The 17,066-nt window shown below is 59.4% G+C and carries 14 protein-coding genes; 6 read left to right on the top strand and 8 right to left on the bottom strand.

The features are described from left to right. The first annotated feature begins 334 nt into the window (after positions 1-334). Both HMPREF2751_RS09845 and HMPREF2751_RS09840 read left to right on the top strand, forming a co-directional pair. Entirely contained in the window at positions 335-1,657 is a 1,323-nt protein-coding gene (locus tag HMPREF2751_RS09845; protein WP_070595948.1) for an O-acetylhomoserine/O-acetylserine sulfhydrylase, read from the top strand. 45 nt (positions 1,658-1,702) lie between these two features. After that, positions 1,703-2,839: a homoserine O-acetyltransferase MetX gene (locus HMPREF2751_RS09840; RefSeq protein ID WP_070595947.1), complete on the top strand. Its 1,137-nt coding sequence runs from the start codon at positions 1,703-1,705 to the stop codon at positions 2,837-2,839. 6 nt (positions 2,840-2,845) lie between these two features. On the opposite strand, the gene HMPREF2751_RS09835 is transcribed toward HMPREF2751_RS09840, so the two are convergent. From HMPREF2751_RS09835 to HMPREF2751_RS09815, 5 genes are all read right to left on the bottom strand, one after another. Continuing rightward, entirely contained in the window at positions 2,846-3,214 is a 369-nt protein-coding gene (locus tag HMPREF2751_RS09835; RefSeq protein ID WP_005510063.1) for a DUF3017 domain-containing protein, read from the bottom strand. A 20-nt stretch (positions 3,215-3,234) separates the two neighbouring features. Beyond that, entirely contained in the window at positions 3,235-4,092 is an 858-nt protein-coding gene (locus HMPREF2751_RS09830) for a bifunctional methylenetetrahydrofolate dehydrogenase/methenyltetrahydrofolate cyclohydrolase (protein WP_049169923.1), read from the bottom strand. A gap of 67 nt (positions 4,093-4,159) precedes the next feature. Further along, positions 4,160-4,699 (bottom strand): tRNA (cytidine(34)-2'-O)-methyltransferase, encoded by a 540-nt coding sequence (locus tag HMPREF2751_RS09825; RefSeq protein ID WP_049169925.1) that lies wholly within the window; start codon positions 4,697-4,699, stop codon positions 4,160-4,162. A 31-nt stretch (positions 4,700-4,730) separates the two neighbouring features. Beyond that, positions 4,731-6,695 (bottom strand): alpha/beta hydrolase family protein, encoded by a 1,965-nt coding sequence (locus HMPREF2751_RS09820; RefSeq protein ID WP_070595946.1) that lies wholly within the window; start codon positions 6,693-6,695, stop codon positions 4,731-4,733. Between the two features lie 18 nt (positions 6,696-6,713). Beyond that, on the bottom strand, positions 6,714-9,953 hold the full coding sequence (locus HMPREF2751_RS09815) for an error-prone DNA polymerase (protein ID WP_070595979.1): 3,240 nt from the start codon (positions 9,951-9,953) through the stop codon (positions 6,714-6,716). 247 nt (positions 9,954-10,200) lie between these two features. On the opposite strand from HMPREF2751_RS09815, the gene HMPREF2751_RS09810 reads away from it, so the two are divergent. The 3 genes from HMPREF2751_RS09810 (at position 10,201) to HMPREF2751_RS09800 (ending at position 12,879) form a co-directional block, all read left to right on the top strand. After that, a complete protein-coding gene (locus HMPREF2751_RS09810) occupies positions 10,201-11,067 on the top strand; it encodes a MetQ/NlpA family ABC transporter substrate-binding protein (protein WP_016422131.1) in 867 nt (288 codons plus the stop codon). A 64-nt stretch (positions 11,068-11,131) separates the two neighbouring features. Beyond that, positions 11,132-12,181 (top strand): methionine ABC transporter ATP-binding protein, encoded by a 1,050-nt coding sequence (locus HMPREF2751_RS09805; protein ID WP_070595945.1) that lies wholly within the window; start codon positions 11,132-11,134, stop codon positions 12,179-12,181. A 65-nt stretch (positions 12,182-12,246) separates the two neighbouring features. Continuing rightward, a complete protein-coding gene (locus tag HMPREF2751_RS09800) occupies positions 12,247-12,879 on the top strand; it encodes a methionine ABC transporter permease (protein WP_224433327.1) in 633 nt (210 codons plus the stop codon). Positions 12,880-12,903: 24 nt separating this feature from the next. On the opposite strand, the gene HMPREF2751_RS09795 is transcribed toward HMPREF2751_RS09800, so the two are convergent. Continuing rightward, on the bottom strand, positions 12,904-13,815 hold the full coding sequence (locus HMPREF2751_RS09795; protein WP_070595944.1) for a sucrase ferredoxin: 912 nt from the start codon (positions 13,813-13,815) through the stop codon (positions 12,904-12,906). A 163-nt stretch (positions 13,816-13,978) separates the two neighbouring features. Here HMPREF2751_RS09795 and HMPREF2751_RS09790 point away from each other — a divergent pair, with 163 nt between their 5' ends. Further along, positions 13,979-14,659: an AMIN-like domain-containing (lipo)protein gene (locus HMPREF2751_RS09790; RefSeq protein ID WP_049190345.1), complete on the top strand. Its 681-nt coding sequence runs from the start codon at positions 13,979-13,981 to the stop codon at positions 14,657-14,659. A gap of 39 nt (positions 14,660-14,698) precedes the next feature. On the opposite strand, the gene HMPREF2751_RS09785 is transcribed toward HMPREF2751_RS09790, so the two are convergent. Beyond that, entirely contained in the window at positions 14,699-16,363 is a 1,665-nt protein-coding gene (locus HMPREF2751_RS09785; RefSeq protein WP_070595943.1) for a Y-family DNA polymerase, read from the bottom strand. Next, a complete protein-coding gene (locus tag HMPREF2751_RS09780) occupies positions 16,363-17,058 on the bottom strand; it encodes a hypothetical protein (RefSeq protein WP_070595978.1) in 696 nt (231 codons plus the stop codon). The genes HMPREF2751_RS09785 and HMPREF2751_RS09780 overlap by 1 nt, the downstream gene beginning before the upstream one ends. Between the last annotated feature and the right edge of the window lie 8 nt (positions 17,059-17,066).

Here is a 17,066-nt window from a genome sequence, read left to right as displayed (position 1 = left end):
CCAAAAAATTGCCTTCAAACTGTCATAAAGGTAGGCACTAACTCCTTCGGCAAACCGCCACCCGTCGAACACCACTCGCCACGCACCACCCACCACCCACCACGCGCCACCCACGCCCCCATATACAGCAGCCTCCACCCCCCCCCCACAACCGACCACGCCCCAGAACTAATCAAACCAATCCGTACTAAGCGGGCTATAGCACTCTCGACACAGATACACACACCCTCTTACCTTGGGTTTTTCCAAAACTTTGCAATAGACAGCTTGGTTCACTATTGTTTGTAAGCAACGTTTTGAACGACCTCAAAAAAACCGCAAGGAAGTATCTGAAATGACCACCAAGTACGACAACAGCAACGCCGCCAACTGGGGCCTGTCCACTCGCGCTATTCACGCCGGCTTCGCTCCGGACGCACAGACCTCCGCGCGCAACCTGCCGATTTACAACACCTCCTCCTACGTCTTCGATTCCGCTGAGCACGCTGCCAACCGCTTCAACCTCTCGGATGCAGGCCCGATTTACTCCCGCCTGACCAACCCGACTGTGGATGCCGTCGAGCAGCGCATCGCCAGCCTCGAAGGCGGCGTCGCTGCCGTACTGTTCTCCTCCGGCCAGGCAGCTGAGACCGCTGCTGTCCTCACCCTGGCTCGTGCAGGCGACCACTTCGTCGTTTCGCCACGCCTCTACGGCGGTACTGAGACCCTGTTCAAGGTCACCCTGCCGCGCCTTGGCATCGACTGCACTTTCGTCGAGAACCCGGATGACCCGGAGTCCTGGCAGGCAGCAGTTCAGGACAACACCGTCGGTTTCTACGGTGAGTCCATCGCCAACCCTCAGATCGACGTCCTCGATATCCCGGCCATCGCCGAGGTTGCACACCGCAACAACGTTCCGCTGATTGTCGACAACACGGTTCCGACCCCGGCCCTGCTGCGCCCGCTCGAGCACGGTGCTGACGTCGTGGTTTCCTCCACCACCAAGTTCCTGACTGGTAACGGCTCCTCCCTTGGCGGTGTCATCGTCGACGGTGGCAAGTTCGACTGGACTCAGACCCGCAACGGCCGTTCCATCTTCCCGAACTTCACCGAGGCCGACGAGGCTTACCACGGCCTGAAGTTCGCCGACCTGGGCGCCCCGGCCTTCGCACTGCGTGCTCGCGCTGGCATTCTCCGCGACACCGGCGCTGCCCCGGCTCCGTTCAACGCTTGGGTTCTGGCTCAGGGCCTCGACACCCTGGCTCTGCGCATCGAGCGCCACAATGAGAACGCCAAGGCTGTCGCTGAGTTCCTCGAGAACCACCCGCTGGTCGCCAAGGTCAACTACGCTGGCCTGCCGAGCTCCCCGTGGTACGAGACCCTGACCAAGCTGGGCCTTTCCGGTGCCAGCGGCGTGCTTTCCTTCGACCTGAAGGACGCCGACACCGCCAAGGCGTGGAAGTTCATTGACGCTCTGAAGCTGCACTCCAACGTCGCCAACATCGGTGATGTCCGCTCGCTGGTTGTCCACCCGGCCACCACCACTCACTCCCAGTCCGATGAGGAGGGTCTGACCCGCGCCGGCATTTCCCAGGCCACCGTGCGTCTCTCCGTCGGTATCGAGAACATCGATGACATCATCGCCGATCTCGAGAGCGGCTTCGCAGCACTCGCGTAGACCGTTTGTACACAGACACAGAACGGACTAAGTAGTCTATAAGGCATGAGCTTTTCCCCATCTACCCCGGCCGCCCTCCCACCCGAGGGCGAGCCGGGGCGTGTCTTTATCGGCGATGTCACAACCGAGGCTGGCGCGGTCATCCCCGACGTCACTGTCGAGTTCGAACGCTGGGGTCGGCTTAACGACGACTGCTCGAATGTCATCCTCCTCGAGCACGCTCTAACCGGCGACGCCCACGCTTCCGGCCCCTCGGATGAGTACCACCCGACTGCGGGTTGGTGGAACGGGATGATTGGCTCTGCCCGCGCACTGGATACCGACGAGTACTGCATTATCTGCACCAACGTCATCGGTGGCTGTCGCGGTACAACCGGCCCTTCCAGTCCACATCCGGACGACGGCAAGCCCTGGGGCTCTCGCTTCCCCGCAATCTCCGTGCGCGACACGGTGACGGTGGAGCACCTGGCGCTGCAAGAACTGGGAATTTCCCGCCTCCAAGCTGTCATTGGTGGCTCCCTGGGTGGGGCTCGCGCACTTGAATGGTCACTGATGCACCCGGATTTCGTCGGCAAGGCATTGGTGATGTGTGTCGGCGCACGTGCGTCTGCTTGGCAGATTGGTATTCAGTCTGCGCAGATTCAATTCATTGAGTCCGATCCCGATTGGCATGGCGGCGACTACTACGACCGCGGTGTGACTCCGGCCCGAGGTCTGGGTTTTGCACGCAGGGTCGCGCATTTGACGTACCGTGGCGAGCTGGAGATGGATGACCGCTTTGGCGCGGCAGCGCAGCCCGGTGAGGATCCGTTGGGCGCGATGCGCACGGAAGATCGATTCCAGGTAGAAAGCTACTTGGATCATCAGGCGAAGAAGCTGGCTCAGCGTTTCGATGCCGGCTCGTATGTCGTGCTCACCGATACCTTGAATCGGCACAATATTGGCCGTGGTCGCGGTGGCCTCAACGAGGCGCTGCACTCGTCAACCGTGCCGACCATGGTTGCCGGTGTGGACACAGACATTCTCTACCCCTTCCACCAGCAGGAGCACCTCGCCCGCAATCTGGGCAACTGCTTGGGGCTAGAAAAGATTGAATCCGCCGTGGGGCACGACGGATTCTTGACGGAGTTCGAACGAGTGGATTCGATTGTGCGTAATTTCCTCGCCCGCGATGTCAGCTAATGTCAGCTAGCTTCCCAGCGCATCCACGCTGACTGCAAGGAATACGATTCCCATCCCGATTATGGAGCAAAACCATAGGTCAAAGGCCCGGGATCGCACAGAGAACACACCTAAAATGCTGTCCGGCAGGTACTGCCTAGCCACGCCGAGCAGCATCATTGTGCTTCCCAGCATGAATGTGGCACGTCGCCACCGCTCCAGCCCCAGGAACACAACGAAGGCGGACATGCCGAAAAAGAGCGCGCCGTAAATCGTATACTGCACCCACATTGGCCACGATGCCCCCGGCGGCGGGGTCTTCGGGCTGTGCGGGTTCAGCATTGGATCCGGCAGATCTTCCCGCCGGGCACGCTGCGCAATTTCCCTTTTCGACACGAGTTGTTCCTCCTGGCTGGCTAGGCCAGACCAGCGAGCTTTTCAGCGCGCTCGACGACATTGCGTACGAGGAAAGCGCGAGTCAGTGGGCCGACACCACCTGGGTTCGGGGATACGTAACCGGCAATGTCCCAGACGTCATCAGCAACGTCACCGGCCAGCTTGCCGTCGACACGCGAAACTCCCACGTCGAGTACAGCAGCGCCAGGCTTGACCATGTCTGCAGTAAGCATATGAGCGACACCAGCGGCTGCGATGATGACATCAGCCTGACGGGTTTCAGCGGCCAAGTCCTTGGTGCCGGTGTGACATAGCGTCACGGTGGAGTTCTCGCTGCGGCGAGTGAGCATCAGGCCGATTGGGCGACCAACGGTGACACCGCGGCCGATAACAACAACCTTGGCACCGTTGAGCTCGACGCCGAAGCGTCGCAGCAGGTGGATACAGCCGTTTGGAGTACACGGCAGTGGTGCTGGCTCATTGAGGACCAGCTTGCCCAGGTTTACCGGGTGGAGGCCATCGGCATCCTTCTCCGGATCGATGAGCCCCAGAATACGGTTTTCATCCAGGTGCTTCGGCAGTGGCAACTGAACAATGTAGCCTGTGCACTCCGGGCTTTCATTCAGCTCGGTGATTACTGCCTCGAGCTCTTCCTGCGTGGTGTCAGCCGGAAGGTCACGGCGGATAGAGGCGATACCAATCTGCTCACAGTCGCGATGCTTCATCTTGACGTAAGAGTGGCTGCCTGGGTCATCACCAACCAACACGGTGGCCAGCCCCGGGGTGTAGCCGGCTTCCATCAAACGCTCAACGCGCTTTTCCAGGTCTTCAAAGATTTCGTCTCGGTAGAGTTTGCCATCAAGCTTTGTCGCTGCCATGGCATTTATCTTAGGCACAGGAGCGAATAATGCCCAGAAACGCCCCGTAACCGCCCTCGCCTTGGCCCTATTTACCGCCCACAAAGCCCTGCTGACGCCAGACTTCATAAGCAGCCACTGCTGCGGCGTTGGAAAGGTTCATGCTGCGACGAGCTGGCAGCATCGGAATTCGGATTAATTGTGTAATTCGCGGATCATCGAGCACTGACTGTTCCAACCCGGTTGGCTCCGGGCCAAAGAGCAGTACATCGGTATTCGTGTACTCAATATCGGTGTGCCAAGTGTCAGCGTGAGCGGTGAAAGCAAAGATGCGGCACCCTTGGCTGGCAAAGGTCTCCAACGCTTGATCGATGGAATCGTGAATACGCACATCAGCCAGGTCATGGTAATCCAGCCCGGCGCGACGCAGATTCTTGTCATCGAAGTTGAACCCCAATGGCTTGGCCAGATGCAGCATAGCTCCAGAGCCCGCACACATGCGGATAGCGTTTCCGGTGTTCGGCGGGATGACAGGCCGGTCAAAAAGCACGTGGCAGGTGTGGCTCGTAATCCAGTCTGTGGAGTTGGTTGGCTCGGCGTTCGTTGGCTCGGTCGTGGCGCTATTCATTTCTTCCGTCAGTTCTTTTCCGCTGCTTCTTTTACTGCTCGTTGTTGGTTTCTGCTGCCGCTGTCGTGGCAGGCGCCGCATCGCACACACCGTGCTCGGTGAAAAACGCGATGATGGTCTCACCGATTAGCGCTCGGCTCCTCGGCTTCGAGAACTTATGGCCCTCTCCCTCGACCACTAGAAAATCGGTGGGCACGCCGTATGCGTCCATGGCGTTGCGCATCTGACCGGACTCTCGCGGAGGCACGTTGGTATCCCACTCGCCGTGGATAAAGAGAGTTGGAACCTTCATTTCCTCCGCACGGTGCAGCGGCGAGATATCGCGCAGAAGCTCAGCATCCTGGTACGGGTAGCCGTATCGGGGGAACGCGGCCTGCGCCAACCAGGGCTCGGTGGATTGGTAGTAGGTTTCAAAACTTGTCATTCCGCAGGCATCGACGATGGCCGCAAACTGATCCGGGTACCATGCCGAGGCCAACAGCGACATGAAGCCACCGTAGGATCGCCCGCCCAGAGCAATGCGTTCTGGGTCCGCCAACCCGGCATCAACGAGGAAGGAACGCGCCGCTGCGATATCCGCAATAGCGGCAAAGCGCCCATAGCGGTCGCCCGCGTGCTCGAATGACCTACCGGACCCTGAGGAACCGCGCACATTAGGAGTGAACACCACGAAGCCCGCCTCCACAATGCTGGCTAGAACATCGTGGTGGATGGGTTTCGCCTGCAGTTCTGGTCCGCCGTGGATGTGGATGAAAGCCGGCGGTAGTGCGCTTCCGGAAACGTCATTAGAACTATTGCGCACCGACTCCGGAAGGTAGAGCCAACCAGACAGTTCCAACCCATCGCGGGAGACAAAGTAGACCAGCTCTGGAGCCGGCATGGTCTCCAGATTCTTCTCTTCCAGAGCCAAAATCCGTTCGGTGCGTTCCATATCCAATGGCTCAATGACACCACCGATATTGCGCAGAATCTCCACCGTTGGCGCAAGGCCTGGCCCTTCTACTGTCAGGGAGATCAGCTCACCGTCCCCGGAGATTGACAGCTCGCGCGCAACCATGCCCGGCAATTCCACATTGCGGCGCACCATCACCCGCATGTCGTCAGTCTGCGGGTGAAGGCCAAGGGTTAGCACCTCGAGCGTGCTGACCCCACCGCTATTCCACAGCACAGCCGCGGTGGAGGAATCCTCACTAATGACGAATTCTTCGACGTCTTGATCCGGATTGCCAATGAACTCCTCGACATCAACTTCGATGCCAATCTTCATATCCAAAATCTCCGCTGCGGTCGATTCCGCTGTACGCGGCTCCGTGGTGCTGATACCGCTGTCGGGAGTAATACCCAGGCGCAGGATGCGACGCTGTTCCGCGCCATGATCTGAGAGCACGAATGCGGTCAGCTTCTCCTGCCCCGGATGCGCCAATAAGACACCGACATCCGTGGTAGAGCCAGGATCGGATGGCAACAGCGGCTGCCACTGCTGCCCCGGCCCGACTAGTAGTAACTCCCGGTGGCCTCGCGGTCCCACCCGCACGAGGCCAAACCCACCTTCAGCCGCTACCAGCTGGCTGTCAGTGCGTTTATCAATGACCTCATACTTTGAGTCCGTCGGGTTGACCAAACGCGCATAGTTAATACCCTGGGCATCGACCGCGTTCATCGCTAGGAGATCGTTATCCCATTCCACCAGTGTGGCGCGCATATCCGCATCCATACGCAGGGGGCGGGCACCGTCGACCTCCGGATCGGTGGATACCAGCCAGGTCTGCAAACGCTCCGTACCGTACGGAGAGACCTCGCAGGCAATCCACTTTCCATCCGGAGAGTGCAGCACCCTGGTAACCGGGCCTTCCACCGGCAGTTTCACGGGGCGCTCCGCCCCTAGCCCCTCCGGAGTAATCTCCTGCTGTACCGCACGCGGGTAGCCGCTATCGCGGACAATAAAGGCGATTGCACTCCCATCCGGTGCTAACGAGGATTCATAGGTCTGGCGCATGACAATCCATTCTAGTAGTCAGCGAAAATCTCTACTTCGACCTGCCACCACCGGCTGCCCCAGAGCCTCGGACATATCCACCAGACGATCGGCCACGATTGTCACCGCACCAGAGGCTGTCTGCGCGATACCGCGCACCACCATCGCCCGCGAATTCACCGCTACCGGCCGAAAACGATTCCACAGCCCCGGTGTACACAGCACATTCACCAGCCCAGTTTCGTCCTCCATTCCCAAAAATGTCACTCCGCCAGCTGTCCCTGGACGTTGCCTATGTGTCACGACTCCCGCCACTTCTACTCGTGTTCCGTCGGGCACTGCTTTCAGTTCTGCCGCAGGCACCACTCCACGTTCCTGCAGGTCTGCCCGCAACGCGGCCACCGGGTACTGCCCCGGGGTCACTCCCGTTGCCATCAAATCGGCAGCTGCCAGCTCAAACTCCGTCATGCCGGGCAACGCCGGTGCGTCGGCAAGCGTGAGCCCCGGCAGCATGCCCTCACTTTCCGTCGCCGCCACGCCCGCCGCCCACAGTGCTTGACGACGGTCAATCCCCAGCGACCCAAGTGCTCCTGCGCGCGCCAGTGCTTCCATGTGCCCAACACCCAGCCGAGCTCTGCGGGCGACATCTGCTGCGTTGACAAATGGCCGCGCTGCGACGATACGTTCCGCCACGTCATTGCCCACACCGGCAATGGCACCGATCCCCAAACGAATACGACCATCGATGACGCTGGCTTCCACGCCTGAAACTGCGATATCCGGACCATCGCAGCCGATACCGTGCCGGCGGGCATCGGCAATCAACGACTGCGGAGAGTAAAACCCCATGGGCTGAGCACGGAGCAACGCTACACAGAACTCCGCCGGATAGTGGTACTTAAACCAGGCCGAGAAATACACCAAGGAGGCAAACGACTGCGCGTGTGATTCAGGGAAACCGTAGGCGGCAAAGGCCACTATCTTGTTCCACAGTTGTTCCCCAATATCCGCATCAATGCCACTGGTGCGCTCCAGCCCAGCCAGAAAACGGGCATGGAGCGCTTCCATTTTGGCCACTGAGCGCTTCGACCCCATAGCGCGGCGCAGCGAGTCCGCTTCCGCCCCGCTGAAATCCGCCGCATCGACGGCCATTTGCATCAGCTGCTCTTGAAATAGCGGAATGCCCAGTGTCTTCCCGAGAGACTTCTCCAACACCGGATGCTCATAGGTCACCGGTTCGAGTCCATTTCGGCGGCGAATGTAGGGGTGCACGCTACCGCCTTGAATGGGGCCTGGGCGAATGAGTGCCACCTCCACCACCAGATCAAAGAACTCCCTCGGCTTCAGTCGGGGCAAGGTGGCCAGCTGCGCGCGCGATTCCACCTGAAACACGCCCACCGCGTCCGCGCGTGCCAACATCTCGTAAACCTCCGGTTCAGCGACATCTATTTCCCACAGGTTCACTCGGCGCCCATGCTGTTCATAGACCAAGTCAATGCAATGGTGGATGGCCTCCAGCATTCCGAGGCCAAGCAGGTCGAACTTCACCAGTCCCGCTGCCGCACAGTCATCCTTATCCCACTGCACTACTGAGCGCCCCTCCATGCGTGCCCATTCCACTGGCACGACATCCGCAATCGGCCGATCACAAATCACCATTCCGCCAGAGTGAATGCCTAAATGACGAGGCTGCCCACGAAGCTGCTCCGCCAGTTTTCGCACCGGCTCCGGCGGACACGCTTCCCGGTCTCTGACCCACGCATCGATAACGCCCGGCGAGTATCCCAACACCCGCGCCGCATCGCGCAATGCGCCGCGCCGCCGGTAGGTAATGACATTGGCTACCTGCGCGGCATTGTCACGACCATACTTTTCATAGACGTATTGGATAACCTCTTCCCTACGACCAGACTCGATGTCTACATCAATATCCGGCGGACCATCCCGTTCTGGCGACAAAAACCTCTCGAACAACAGCCCGGCACTAATGGGGTCAACATTGGTGATCCCCAGCGCAAAACACACCACCGAGTTAGCGGCCGAACCGCGCCCCTGCGCCAGAATTCCCGCCCGGCGACAGAACTCACAGATGTCGTGCACGATGAGGAAGTAGCCCGGAAAGCCCAACTCTCGAATCACAGTCAGCTCATGTTCTAACTGCGCCCACGCCCGCGCTTGCACGGAGCCGTCCCCAGCTCCATCGACCGGACCATACCGCCGCCGTGCCCCCGCACGGGCAATTTCCCGCAGCCAGGAGTCCTCATCGTGGCCCTCTGGCACTTCCCAGCGAGGCAACTCAGGCGCAATGAGGTCAAGCGTAAAAGCACACTCACCTGCAATGTCCTGTGTTGACCGCAGCACCTGCACCCCCAGATACCGTGTTGCCGCCGCTAGCTCCTCCCACGAACGCAACCAAGCTCCGCCTGCCGGCTCCAGTCGTGACTCGAACCCGCCTAAGTCCTCTCTCACAGCAAGAGCCTGTTTAGCCCCAGCCAACCGGCTTGTCGCAGGCGAAGCTGACGTCGCAGCAGAGGAAACCACCTCCCGCAGGCCATACTTCACAGCTGCGGCTGAAATAGCTTCCGCGTCATCGGCCGCCTGCGCGGTGGGGCTCACGCGGTGTTCGAGTGCCACATTCTCCGCACCGAAGGCCGCAATGAGCTCTTCCAAGTCGCCGACCCAGCTGACGTCGGCAAGCACCTGCCAGAAACCACCTGCGGCCTCCCCTAACTCTGGCAGCGAGGGATAGCGGACGACGGACTTCTCCCCTGCCGACATATGCGCATCACACAGCGTGTGGCTCAGGCGCCGATAGCCCTCGGGCCCCCGCCCCAGCACTGTGAGGGGCCGCTGCGGAAGCCCCAGCTCCGCGCCGATGATTGTGGCGATACCAGCCTCCGCTGCAGCCTCGGCAAAACGAGCGATTCCATAGAAACCATCGCGATCTGCGAGCCCCAACACGTTTAACCCCAAACGCGCAGCCTCGGACACCAATTCTTCCGGATCCGATGCGCCATGCAGGAATGAATAGCTCGAACGACAGTGCAATTCCGCCTTAATATCCGCAGGCGAAAATGACACGCCACCTCCGCCACTAACACCGCTTTCCGGAGCTTCAAAAGCCCCAACGATGGAATCTGACAGCTGCCCCCGCCAGCCATTGAAGCTGCCATTAGGCTGTAGTTTTCCTGAAAATTTACCCGATAGAATACGCTCAATCCGCGACCAGCTCAGTGGCCGACCGGACTGCTCCGACTGTCCGTCCGAGATGTTTTCCATGCCATGAACATTAACCCACCCTACGGACTGCATTCAAACGTATTTTCGATTAGTATGTGCATTAAGCGCCACCCCCGGGACGCATCCGTAAGTCACACCTCAGCCACGTTCGACTGTTTAGGCTGAAGTTGAATTTTCAGCACTACCTGGGCAAGTGCTAGCCTTAACCCCAGAATTAAAGACAGCTTGGTCTAGTTCTGCCTTAAAACTTCAGCTAACAAATCCCATTAAATAAGGAGACCCCTCGATGAACCTCAAGCGTTTTTCCGCCGGTGTACTTACTGTCGCGTTCGCCGCAACCGGCCTTACCGCCTGTGGCAGCTCGGATGACGCCATTCGTATCGGCACCACGGATGCCGGCAAGAAGGCCTGGACCGTTTTCGAGCAGAAGGCTTCTGAACAGGGCATCGATCTGGATGTTCAGCCCTTCTCCGACTACCAGACCCCGAACCGTGCACTCGATGAGGGCCAGCTCGACGTCAATCTCTTCCAGCACATCAAGTTCTTGGCTGAGTACAACGTCGGCGCTAAGTCGGACCTGACTCCGATTGGCTCGAGCGAAATTGTCCCGCTGGCTCTGTTCTGGAAGGACCACAAGTCGGTTGATGAGCTGGAGAAGGGCACCGAGGTCGTCATCCCGAACGACCCGTCCAACCAGGGCCGCGCTATTAACGTGCTGGTTCAGGCTGGCCTGCTGAAGCTGAAGCAGGATGACCTGCTGACCCCGTCCCCTGCTGACATCGATAAGGAAGCTTCCAAGGTCACGGTTCTGCCGGTGGATGCCGCTCAGACTCCGGCCGCCTACGGTGAGGGCAAGCCTGCCATTATCAATAACTCCTTCCTGGACCGCGCTGGCATCGACCCGAACACCGCCATCTTCCAGGATGACCCGAACTCCACGGAGGCAGAGCCGTACATCAACGTCTTTGTCACCAAGGCTGAAAATGCTGACAACCCGAAGTACGCGGAGCTCTCCAAGATCTGGCACTCCAAGGAGGTCCAGGACGCAGTCGCTGAGGACTCCAAGGGCACCTCGGTTCCGGTTGACCGTTCGGCTAAGGAGCTGCAGGACATTCTGGATCGCGTCGAAGAGCAGCAGCGCGAGCAGAACTAACGCCACTGCCACCTAAGCACCGCCCAACACCAGGGAACACAGACCAAGGGGCACTGATTCACTCGTGACCAACAAGGGAACGAAGCTCGAATTCCGCGAGCTGAACAAGCAATTCGGCGACGTCACCGCGCTCGCCGACATCAACCTAACCGTTGAACCCGGCGAAATCCTCGGCGTCATCGGTTATTCCGGCGCTGGTAAATCAACGCTCATCCGTATGATTAACGGCCTGGAAAAGCCAACCTCCGGGCAGGTTTTGCTAGATGACACCGACATCGTCGGCATCTCCGAGCGCCAGCTACGGGGTCTGCGCCGCAATATCGGCATGATCTTCCAGCACTTCAACCTCTTCCATTCGCGCAACGCGATTCGCAACGTTGAATACCCGCTGGAACTGGCCGGGATGCCGAAGGCCAAGCGCCGCGCTCGCGCCCAGGAGCTGTTGGAGTTTGTCGGCCTCGGCGACAAAGCGGAGTCCTTCCCAGAGCAGCTCTCGGGTGGACAGAAGCAGCGTGTCGGCATCGCCCGTGCGCTCGCCACCGAACCGACGCTCCTGCTTGCCGACGAAGCCACCTCGGCACTCGACCCGGAAACTACTTCCGGTGTCCTGGATCTGCTGCGTCGCATCAATCGCGAAATGGGCGTCACTATCGTGCTGATTACCCATGACATGTCGGTTGTACGCGGTATCGCTGACCGCATGGCCATCATGGAAAATGGTCACATCGTCGAAACCGGTACGGTCCACGAGGTCTTCGCCAATCCCAAGACTGAGGTTGGCCGCCGCTTCGCCACCACCGCACTGCGCGATGTTCCAATTGGCCGTGAACGCGATTCGGTGAATCAGTCTGCCGAGAGCGCAGCGGCTCGCCTGATCACCATCACTATCAATGACGGTGTTGACCTCGGTGCTCTAGCACAGGCCACTAGTGCCCACGGTGTCGCCGCCTCGGTGGCACACGGTGCAGTCGCCAATGTGCAGGCGAAGTCCTACGGTCGCCTTACTTTGCGGTTGACTCCGCTGACAGGTGATTCCGCCTCGGATTCCTCTGATTTCGATGCCGCCATTGCTGCCATTTCCGAACTGACACAGGTAGAGGAGCTTGCATCATGATCGGTCTCTTAAACTCTCTGCCATCGGTGAGTGGCAAGGACACCAACTGGGAGAGCCTCGGCCCAATGCTGGGCGAGGCATTCGGCCAGACGCTCTACATGGTCTGTGTCGCCATGCTGATTGGTGGTGTTGCAGGTCTGGCAATCGGCGTGCTGCTCTACACCACCCGCGACGGTGGCGTGTTGCGCAACAAGTTTGTCTACCAGGTCCTCAATGTCCTGATTAACTTTGTTCGCCCAATCCCGTTCATCATCTTGGTTACGGCCATCGGCCCACTGACAAAGAACGTGGTCGGCACCACGATCGGCACCGAAGCCGCGGTGTTCGTCATGTCGATTGCCGCCACATTCGCCATCGCGCGACTGGTGGAGCAGAACTTGATGTCCATCGACCCCGGCGTGATTGAGGCCGCCCGTGCGATGGGCGCAAGTCCGTGGCGCATCATCCGTACGGTCGTCGTGCCGGAGGCACTGGGCCCACTGGTACTTGGCTACACCTTCGCATTCATCGCCGTGGTCGACATGTCGGCTATGGCCGGCTACATCGGCGGCGGCGGACTGGGCAACTTCGCAATCACCTACGGCTACCAGGCATTCGACTGGAACGTCACTCTGGTGACAACCCTGGTCATCATCTTCATCGTCCAGTTGGCGCAGATCTTCGGCAACTGGCTCTCCAAGAAGATTATGCGCAGGTAGCCGCACACATTAGCTAGCCATTAGCTAGCGGCGGGTTACTTCGACCGCAGCCCAGCCCTTCTTTGGCCCTGGAGCATCACCGCAGGAAGACACAACACCTTCTGTGGTGATTTTCTCCAGGGCCACTTCGTATTCCACGACCTTGTCGCGGTCGCTGGGGCCGTCGTAAAGCACGACGACCGCAGTCGTACCGTCGACGTCAACGCGTGCGACGTCGTCTACGCCCCACGTATCTGCTTGACGACGCACAGCCAACTCGGCTGCCTGCCCCTGCGGGGTGTAGATACCACGGCCGCGGCAGCCCTCTGCATGCACGATGCCCCGCTGAGCGTCTTCGATAACCCCCTTGGCGTCCACCGCACTCAGACGTCCAAAGCTGTAATTCCATGGCAGCAGTACGCTAGCCGGCGCAAAGCGGTGCCCCTTAGAGTGGGAAGTTTCCCACACGACCTCTGGGTAGAGGTTGTGCATCGCCGCAGCGAGCGGGCGACCTTTAATCGCACAGCAACGATCGCGCTTACCGTGCGTACAGATGAGAAACAGTGGATGGTCTAGACGAGTGGCCCCCTCGGTGGGCTGTCCAAGCCGGATATCCAGAGTCATCAGGCCTTTAACATCGGCAACCATGCGATGTTCGAGGAAAACCTCAGAGCCATCCGCTGACTCGCAATGCGCGATATAGACGTTAACGCCATCACACGGCTGCTGGCCGATTCGGCCTGGTTTGCGAATTAGCTGCAACGCGCCACCGCGCTCAGATAACCAGGCTTCTACCTGACCGATGATCTCTGCTCCCCATACCCCGCCGTCAAAAATATCGTGAGACCAACCGAGTTGGTGCTCCAACGCAATAAAGAGCTTTCCGGCTTTTGCAGTACCGGGAAGCGGCTCAGCCATCTGAGCGGAACAGGTGGTATCAAATTTGGCCTGGCTCATACACCTAAGCGTAATTGAGTGCCTCTGCGATTGGGTCTTAGGTCGCAGCGTTCACCCCTGTTTTATTACTATTGTGCAACACTTTGACAACAAATAACTTTGACCTCGACTTTTGCAGTTCAACTTGTTGAAATTCCGCAACTGCGCACATACCGTCGGACGTATGAATACGAAATCGCTGGATGCTTCGCGCACTCGTACCCGTATCGCGGCATCCCTGTGCCTCGCATTGGGTCTAGCTCTCGGTGCCTGCTCCTCTGACTCCTCCTCAGACTCGGCTGCTGCACTGTCTATGAAAACTGACTCAACCGCTGGCACCTCCGATTTGTCGAGCAGCTCTAGCAGCTCCACTAGCTCGTCTGCGGCGGCGCAGACCACCATGGATGACGATGCTGCTCCGGAGGGCGATTTCAATAGCTCTTCTGCAGAAGCTGCTCCTTCCGATGGCGCTTACTTGGGTATTCAAGATGTCCGCGTCGGTTCCCACGACGGTTATGACCGTATTGTCTTTGAACTCACCGGCGAGGGCACACCGGGATACTTCGTCCGTTACGAGGATGTCCCAACCCAGCAGGGCTCCGGCAAGCCGATTTCTGTCGACGGCACAGCCAAGCTGGTAATCGACTTGCGGGGCATGGGCTACCCCTTTGATTTCCAGATGGAGGACTTCCCCTCTGACTCGGTCAAGCCGACATCGACGTCCGTTATTAAGGAAGTCGTCGGTGCCGGAACCTTCGAGGGGCAGACTCAGTATGTCGTCGGGCTCAAGGGAGATAAGACCCCGTTCAAGGTTTTCTCGTTGAGCAATCCGAACCGCCTGGTTATTGACTTCCAATCGAAGTAATCGGTTTGCCCACCGACGCACTCCTCCTCCACTGCGTCTCTACGCGTAAGCACCCTCGATTCTCCATGCGCCGGCATGCCCTATGAGCAACCAGGCGGCGATGGTACCGTCATTCGCTACCGCACGGATTTGTATTCTTGCCGCTCGGCGAGCCTCATCGGGTACCCACCAGCGCTCATCAATCGGCCAGGGCCCAGCCCACGATGACACGCGATATGTTGTTACTCCATGTCGCACCAGGAACGGTTCCGCCGTCATGGTCGCTCGCCCAGTTACGCCCACGGTGTGCCCATCGGCGTCGAGCACTTCCACCTCTGCATTCGCAGTCGCAGGAATAATTGCCGGATTGGGAGCAAGAACAGCTCCCGGCCATGGCTGATTAATTTCCGCGGTTTTTGTGTTTTTGGGGTTTTCTCCGAAAGCGACAAATCCCACTCTTTCGCCTGGGCCACGCCCGCCTTGCATGACTGGTTGCTGTACTGCCTCTGGCCCCAGTAACCCCTGCACACGCTCTGCAGCCCGGCGCGCTTTAGCTCGCGCATCATCACTACCGTGCCACAAATCCTGCTTTACAGTCCCGGCGGCGACCACATCCAGTGGCTCTAACTGCAGCTCTACGATTCCGCGGCTATCATCTCCGTCATTTTCCTCAGCGCAGCCAACAACTCCAGCACCAGTGTCGCTGTTCCCTCGTGGCTGCTGCCGATTCCTGTTATTCAGCCAGCCATCGAGCTGCCACCGAACTCTGTCAGCCGTAGTCTGTTCTGCCAGTGGCTCAGTGCAGCGCCATACTCTGCGCACCTCTGAGCCGTCACTAAACTGCGCCACCACCGCTAAGCGGTAACACGAATACCCATGGTTAAAAAGCTGTTCATGCAGTTGCCCAGCTAGAAAACGCGCCACGAATGAGGCCTCGTCCACTCTCCGGAGTGGACTCTCCCAAGACTGGTAGCTCGCAGCCAATCCTGGTGGCAAAGATCGCGGCGCTACCAACCGCACTTCCCCCCGACAGGCCAAATCATGCCATCTAGCCCCCTGCGCCCCAAACCTGTTGGCTATATCCCGCTTCGGCAACGCAGCGACATCTCCCAATGTGCGCAGACCGAGTTCCTGCCACGACTTCGCAAGCTCTGCGGGCATCTCCAGTGCACTTTCCGCCCTCAGCTCCACCAGAGAGATTCCCTGCCGAAATCTTTGGCCTTCATCCTCCCCGGGAGCTACCAGCACTCCCCTGCGCGCTGCCAAAATAGCCGTCACAATATCGTCTGCGAGTCCCAAGCTGCAGTCCACGCCCGGTACCGCAGCGGCATCAAGCAGCTTTTCCAAGGCCACATCCTGTCCGCCGTAATAACGCATTACCCCTCGCGCTGCCACAACCGCCAAGCCTGGCCGTAGAGCTTCGACACCAGCTGCCACCGCCTCCAACCGTTGCAGCACGGATTCGAATTCCGCAGCGTCGCGCACCGCACTTTCCTCGACAACCTCCAGTTCCGGGCACAACGCTTCCGCATGGCGACGACTTTGCCCGCGCCGCACCCCTGCACGGCGCGCACTTGGAGAACAAGCAGCGACTCCGCTATCACCCACAATTGCAACTGGACTGAGCGGATTAGCCTGCGACGTCACAGATGCTAGATGCGCTGCCTGCACTGGCCAATCAGGAAGCCATAGCGCCACCACACGGCTCGATTCCGCCGCTGCCATTAGGACCTCCTCTGTGCGGGAAAGGCGACCACATTGTTCTGTTCCACCTGTTCCCCCACCCGCCAACGGCACTGCCTCCGCGGAAACCGCGTCCCCGACACACTGACGTGGTAATCCACTGCCCGAATCCGGCCATAACCAGTACCAATCCCGGAAACACCAGCAACAGAGCTGGAAATTTCCGACTCAGCGCCCGGCCACTGCTGCCCGACAAAAACCAGAGCACAACCACTCGTGCGCAGTCGTGCCTGCAGCGGACGTGCCTGCGACGGCGGCGGAGTGCGTGCCAACGAAGCCACCACCAAGTCAACGCCGTCCGCCAACAGCCCAATTACTTCAAGTGGCTGCATTCCAGGATCTGGCACACAGACAATGTTCGATAGCTTCCCGCCCAACTCCACCACGGAGAGCAACCCCTGCTCGGAGAGCCCAACTAGCGCAACATGACCTGTCTTCGTAACTTCCGCGATTAGGCCTGCCAATACCGCACCGGGCTGTTCAATGACACTGACAGCCCCTTTTCGCACTGCTCCCGCCAACGTATTTTCCAACGCCACCGGCACCGGCAGCGCCTCACCGAGCCCAAAGGTTGCACCAGTTGCAGTCCCACCAGACTGGGCTGCCATCGCCTGCCGCAATGCCGCAATAGTCTGCTCCCTAGACTGCCCCGCAGCAATATTGACCGCCGTTGTCACTTCTTGTT

The organism is Corynebacterium sp. HMSC063G05 (assembly GCF_001810555.1).
GTDB lineage: Bacteria > Actinomycetota > Actinomycetes > Mycobacteriales > Mycobacteriaceae > Corynebacterium > Corynebacterium jeikeium_D.
Note: the sequence above shows the minus strand (reverse complement) of the source record. Positions and strands in the feature narration are given on the sequence as shown.